This is a genomic window from Cryobacterium sp. TMT2-10 (assembly GCF_004403075.1).
In the GTDB taxonomy this organism is placed as follows: domain Bacteria; phylum Actinomycetota; class Actinomycetes; order Actinomycetales; family Microbacteriaceae; genus Cryobacterium; species Cryobacterium shii.
Window position 1 is genome coordinate 1 of record NZ_SOGW01000132.1, and the last position, 5,186, is coordinate 5,186.

The window sequence follows — 5,186 nt, forward strand, 5'->3', positions numbered from 1 at the left end:
CCGCGGTGGCGGTGGCGGTGGCGGTGGCGGTCTCGGCCGCGGTCTCGGCCGCGGTGGCGGTCTCGGCCGCGGTGGACGCAGCGACGACGGTCTCGGCCGCGGTGGCCGCAGCTGCGGCCTCGCGGCCCGGAAGCGTGATCGCTGACCAGGCGCCCTGCAGCGCTTCCACGACCCAGCCGTTGCGGCTGAAGTCGGAGGGGCTTCCGGCCTCGGCCACGACGAAGCGGGATTCCCAGAGCTCGCGGCGCTCGGGCGGAAGCGCGCCCAGACCCACCCGGACGTCGAGGGTGCCCTCGAGCACCGCGTGCCGAATTGCCAGGCACCAGAGCACGCAGGCGTCGCCGGCATCCGTCTCAAAATGGGTGAGGTCACTGACGGCGCGGGCGGCGCCGGCGAGCGCGACCGGGTCGTCGAGGTAGGCCAGCGCCACCGGGGCGGTTCGCATCAGCGAGCCGTTGCCGCCGCTGCTGCCGTGCGTCTCGTGGTGGGCGCGGGCGACGATGCGCACCGCGGATGCGGTGAGCTCGGTTCGGGAGAGCACCGCGCGCAGCTGGTTGCCCACGTCCGGCGCCGTGCGGGCCCAGTCGACCCAGACGGCCACGATCCCGTCGAGCACCGCTTCGTCGCGGAGGTCCTGGCCGGCGGCGATCGCGTTCAGGATCGGAACGGCCATGGAGGTGTCGTCGGTCCACTCGCCGGGGGCCCAGTTGAACCCGCCGCCGCCCTTCATCGTGACGGAGGCATCGGCCGCGAGGGGCGGGCCGAATTCGTAGCCGGCACCGAGGGCATCGCCGCAGGCCATGCCGAGCATCACGCCGGCGGCGCGATCCAATTGAGCAGACGTACGTTTCAAGCGTTCCCCCGGGTAAGGTCCGTTGGGGGCATGCAGTGAGCCGTGGCGTGCCCGCGACAACGCCGTCGCCGGATGCTGCTCGGGCTCATTCCCCCCATATGAGAATACGGGCGAAATGCGGGTTGCTGCTCCGCCTTCTTCGAGGGACAGCGGCGCCCGACCGGCCGTGATCTGCCGGCGGTGATCTGCCGCGAGGGGAAGCTGCCGGGTGGGCGCGGCGCATCCCGGCCAGCCTCGCTCACCGGCGCCGCGGGCCCCGTTGGCGCGGTGGGTTGTGGCTAACTCAGGTGATTCCCCAGAAAACAGGCCGAAACCGGCCGGATTCGGGCATTCCGAAGTGGTTTTCCTGAGTTGGCCACACGGGAGCTCCGTGCCATTGGCTTGGCGGGCATCGGGGGGCTACTGCCCCCGGGCCGCTGCCCCCCGGCCACCGCGGGACGGCCGCGGGACGGCCGCGGGACGACCACGTGACGGCTACGGGTTCGTGGCGGAGCCCATGAAGGCGGTCAGGACCGCGGTCAGCAGGGGCGGTCCGACCGAGACCGCCACGGCCGCCGCCACGACGGCGCCCAGTAACTTCCACAGGGTGCGCCGCACCCTGGCCTGCCGCACCTCGGCGTCGAGGACCGCGAACTGCGCGAACGGATGCTCCGTTAGCGGGAATACCGGGGTCGGCCAGGTCGCGGGGTCATCGATGATCGCGGCGAGGTTCGCCAGCTCGGCGGGTCCCATGGAGACGGGCTGCGTGATCAGCCAGCGCCGCAGCCCGGGAGCGGTGACGACCTTCACCCGTTCCGGCGTGGACTTGACGGTGAGCGACTTCGGGTTCACGAGCGCGATCACGGGCTGGGCGGCCGCGAGGCGCGGCATCCGTTCTCGCAGCAGTTTGGTGACCCGGTCGGCCTCGTGCTCGGCGTTGCGGATGTGGGGAACCCGGTGGCCGGAGACCATCAGGGTGCGGCCGGCGACCCAGACGCCCTTGCCGGAGTGGTTCTTGGTGTTGAGGGTGAAGAGGCCGCCGGGGCCGATGACGAGGTGGTCGATGTCGGCGCCCTTCTTGCCGATCGGCAGGGCGTGGAAGGCCGTCCAGTCGGGCGGAAGCGTGGCGAGGATGCCGCCGACCTCGAGTTCGCCCTTCGCGCCGAGGTACCAGCTGACGCTGTCGTCGCCGAGCGGGGAGTAGCCGAAGAGCCGGCTGAAGCCGTTGCGGGCCGGCGTGGTGCTCTGCTGCCGCAGCAGTTCCTCGATCACCGATCGGGCCGCGCGCTGCTCACCCATGGTCGGGGTCTGTGACGTCATGGCTCAGGCGGCGACGACCCGGTCGCGGCCGCCGTTCTTGGCGGCATACAAGGCCGCGTCGGCGCGAGCGAGCCACTGCGCCACGCTCTCCGAGGTCTGTCGGGCGGCCAGACCGACGCTCGCCGTGCAGGCCAGTCCCTCGGCCAGGTCGCCCCAGGCGAACCCGCGCACCGAGGCGATGAGGCGTTCGCAGACTTTTTCGGCCTGCGCGGGGCTGGTGTCGGCCAGGACGAGCAGGAACTCCTCGCCGCCCACGCGCACGGCCAGGTCGCTTTCGCGGGTGACGCCCCGCAGCAGGGTGGCCATCTCGGCCAGGACCTGGTCGCCGATGCCGTGCCCGTGGACGTCGTTGACCCGTTTGAAGTGGTCCATATCGATCATGGCCGCGCACAAGGGCTGGGCCAGATCCTGCGCACGATCCATCAGGTTGGGCAGCTCGCGGTCCAGCGCCCGCCGGTTCGGCAGCCTGGTGAGCGGGTCGGTGTTGGCCTGCTGTTCCAATTCCTCAGCACGGATGCGCAGCATCTCCGCCTCGAGCTGCGAACGCTCCGCCTCATGGTTGGCCTGCTCGATCCCCATGGTATTGATCAGCATCTGGGACTGGATCTCGGCCGTCTGCGTCGTCATGTTCAACGTCAGGGCGTGCAGCTTCTCGTGGTGCGCCAGGGCTCGCTCGAAGCGCCCGCTTTCCTTGTGCATCTCGAACAGAGATTCGTGCAGCCGGATCAGAAGGGGCGGGTCGTTGTCGAGAGAGGGGTCGGCGAGCTGGGCTTCCATCATCGCGGTGGCGTCGTCGAGGTGGCCCTCGGCCCGCACCACCTCGGCCAGCTGTGCGTCGTTGTTCACCTCGAGATTGTGAAAACCGTTGACGTTCGCCAGCGCCTTGGACCGGCCGGCCTGCTCACGGGCCTCGTCGTGCTCGTCGAGCTCGATCAGGATGCTGACGAGGTTGGTGAGGGCGATGGTCTCGAAGAAGGTGTGCCCCTGGGCGTGGGCGACCGCAACCGCCTCCCGCACCAGGGACAGACCCCAGTGCAGCGTCGGAGACGGGTTCAAGCCCTGGACGCGCTGAACCCGAGCGGCCTCCAGGCAACTGTCGGACAGGTTGTTCAGGGCGACGAAGTTGACTTCGGGGTCGTCGAGGGTGCGGGACAGGGCCAGTGCCTGACGGCCAAGCTCGACTCCGCGCGCGAGGTCGCCCATGGAGCCGTGCACGGTGGAGGACCGGCTGAGCGCCCAGAACTCGGCGGTCGTGTTGCCGCAGTCCCGGGCGGCTTCGATCGCGGCCAGGACGTGTTGAAGTGCCTGCTCCTTCAAGCCCGTGTCGGTGAAGGCCAGCGCCAGGGTACAGTGCACCTTCGACTGCCGGAGCAGGTCGCCGCTGCTGGTCAGGGCTTCCAGCGCCAGGAGGCCCTGTTGCACGGCTTCCTTGAAATCCCCCAGCCGCAGCCGGTGCAGCGCCAGCAGTTCGCGCACTTGCGCCTGCTGCACCGCGCTCGCATCCGGTCGCGCCAGGATTTCCTCGGCCTGGGCGGCGCCCTCACGGTGGCGCCCCTCGGCGCTCGACCGTTCGCAGGCACGGAGGAGGTCCTCGACCGTCGGGAGAACGACTGTCGCGAGGGCGGAGGGGGTCCGGAGCGGTTTCGCGAATGGTTTCGCGAGCGGTGTCGGGAGCGGTGTCGGGAGCGGTGTCGCGAGCGGTGTCGGGAGCGGTGTCGGGAGCGGTGTCGCGAGTGCCGGATCGGCCGGCAGGGTCGACACCGAGTTCAGGACCGGCGCCGACGTGGACACCATGTCACCCACCACCTCTTTCGAGTTCACGTTCAGTCCCCCAGCGGCCTTCTCTTACACCGAACCTAGCAGCGGTCTCCGACACCGGCCGGAATATTTGCGACCCCCCAAAGGGGCCGTCACTCGCCGCCGGTCACCGTGTCTCCGGGGCACACCCGCTGTTCGAGCGCGTCGAGCACGACGACCTGTCCGCGCACGAGCCTGGCGCGGGCATCCGTTGCCGTGAACCAGCGGGCGTCATCTATTTCAGGGAAGTCTCGCACCCGCCCCGAGCCGCGGGGCCACTCGAGCGGGAACGTGTTGCTGATGATGCGGTCGACCCGAAAAGCGGCGTCGGCTTCGGCCGTGAAGACCGTGATCACCTTGCCGGACGGCTGTCTGAACTCCCCCAGTTCGGCGTAGTCGACCTCCGGAGCGGGCACGCCGACCTCCTCCTCGAACTCGCGCTTCGCCACGGCGAAGGGGTCTTCCCCGGCGGCGTATTCGCCCTTGGGGATCGACCACGCCCGCTCGTCCTTGTGCGCCCAGAACGGCCCGCCCATGTGCGCGATCCAGACCTGCAGGGCCCCGGCTTCCGTGACGCGGTAGAGCAGTATCCCGGCACTGAGTACGGTCATCGGCATCCTTCCCCCTGATTCTGCGTGCTTCTGCGGGCGCTCCGGGCGGGCGCGGGCCCGTCGAACCATGATCCGCTCGCGGCGCAAGTTGGGGAAGCCGGCGGGGGATAGAACCTGCGCCGGCGGAGGGAAGGTTCGCCGCGGCATCCGTGGAGGACTACCGTAACGGGCATGGCCACCTCACCCCCGCCCCTCACCTTTGCCTCGAATGTGCGTGCCGACGCCGTCGTCGAGCCCGGCGGTCTGGGCCACACCCGGGTGCTCAACTCCCCCGGTGTTCGCGTGGTCGTGCTGACATTCGAGTCGGGTCACGTGCTGAAGCAGCACACGGCGCCCACGATCCTGCTGATGCAGGCCCTCGACGGATGCCTTCGGGTCACCGCCGGCGGAAAGGTCACCCGGCTCGTGCCCGGCGCACTGCTGCGCCTCGACGCCGGGCTGCCGCACGAGGTCGAGGCGCTCGAGGAGTCCCGGCTGATGCTCAACATGTTCGGCTGACTCGGGGCATCCGTCGCCGCACGCGCCGCGCGACGCTCGCGCCGCCCGCCGCCTCGCCCTTGCCCCGCCTCACCACCTGCCCCGCCTCACCGCCTGCCCCGCCTCGCCGCCTGCCCCGCCTCACCGCC

The 5,186-nt window shown here is 70.4% G+C and carries 5 protein-coding genes; 1 reads left to right on the forward strand and 4 read right to left on the reverse strand.

Going from position 1 to position 5,186, the window contains the following annotated elements; genetic code table 11:
- The 4 genes from E3T37_RS16310 to E3T37_RS16325 form a co-directional block, all read right to left on the reverse strand.
- A partial coding sequence (locus E3T37_RS16310; protein WP_241994590.1) for an ADP-ribosylglycohydrolase family protein occupies positions 1–832 on the reverse strand: 832 nt, incomplete at its 3' end.
- A 495-nt stretch (positions 833–1,327) separates the two neighbouring features.
- Positions 1,328–2,152, reverse strand: a complete 825-nt coding sequence (locus E3T37_RS16315; RefSeq protein WP_134368320.1) for a nuclease-related domain-containing protein — start codon at positions 2,150–2,152, stop codon at positions 1,328–1,330.
- Between the two features lie 3 nt (positions 2,153–2,155).
- On the reverse strand, positions 2,156–3,973 hold the full coding sequence (locus E3T37_RS16320; RefSeq protein ID WP_134368321.1) for a diguanylate cyclase: 1,818 nt from the start codon (positions 3,971–3,973) through the stop codon (positions 2,156–2,158).
- 89 nt (positions 3,974–4,062) lie between these two features.
- A complete protein-coding gene (locus E3T37_RS16325) occupies positions 4,063–4,560 on the reverse strand; it encodes an NUDIX domain-containing protein (RefSeq protein WP_134368322.1) in 498 nt (165 codons plus the stop codon).
- A 171-nt stretch (positions 4,561–4,731) separates the two neighbouring features.
- Here E3T37_RS16325 and E3T37_RS16330 point away from each other — a divergent pair, with 171 nt between their 5' ends.
- On the forward strand, positions 4,732–5,058 hold the full coding sequence (locus E3T37_RS16330; protein WP_134368323.1) for a hypothetical protein: 327 nt from the start codon (positions 4,732–4,734) through the stop codon (positions 5,056–5,058).
- Positions 5,059–5,186 lie beyond the last annotated feature (128 nt).

What these genes read in the sequence shown, in the direction of transcription:
- E3T37_RS16315 (WP_134368320.1), bottom strand. Translation starts at nt 2,152, where the DNA reads ATGACGTCACAGACCCCGACCATGGGTGAGCAGCGCGCGGCCCGATCG.
- E3T37_RS16325 (WP_134368322.1), bottom strand. Translation starts at nt 4,560, where the DNA reads ATGACCGTACTCAGTGCCGGGATACTGCTCTACCGCGTCACGGAAGCC.
- E3T37_RS16330 (WP_134368323.1), top strand. Translation starts at nt 4,732, where the DNA reads ATGGCCACCTCACCCCCGCCCCTCACCTTTGCCTCGAATGTGCGTGCC.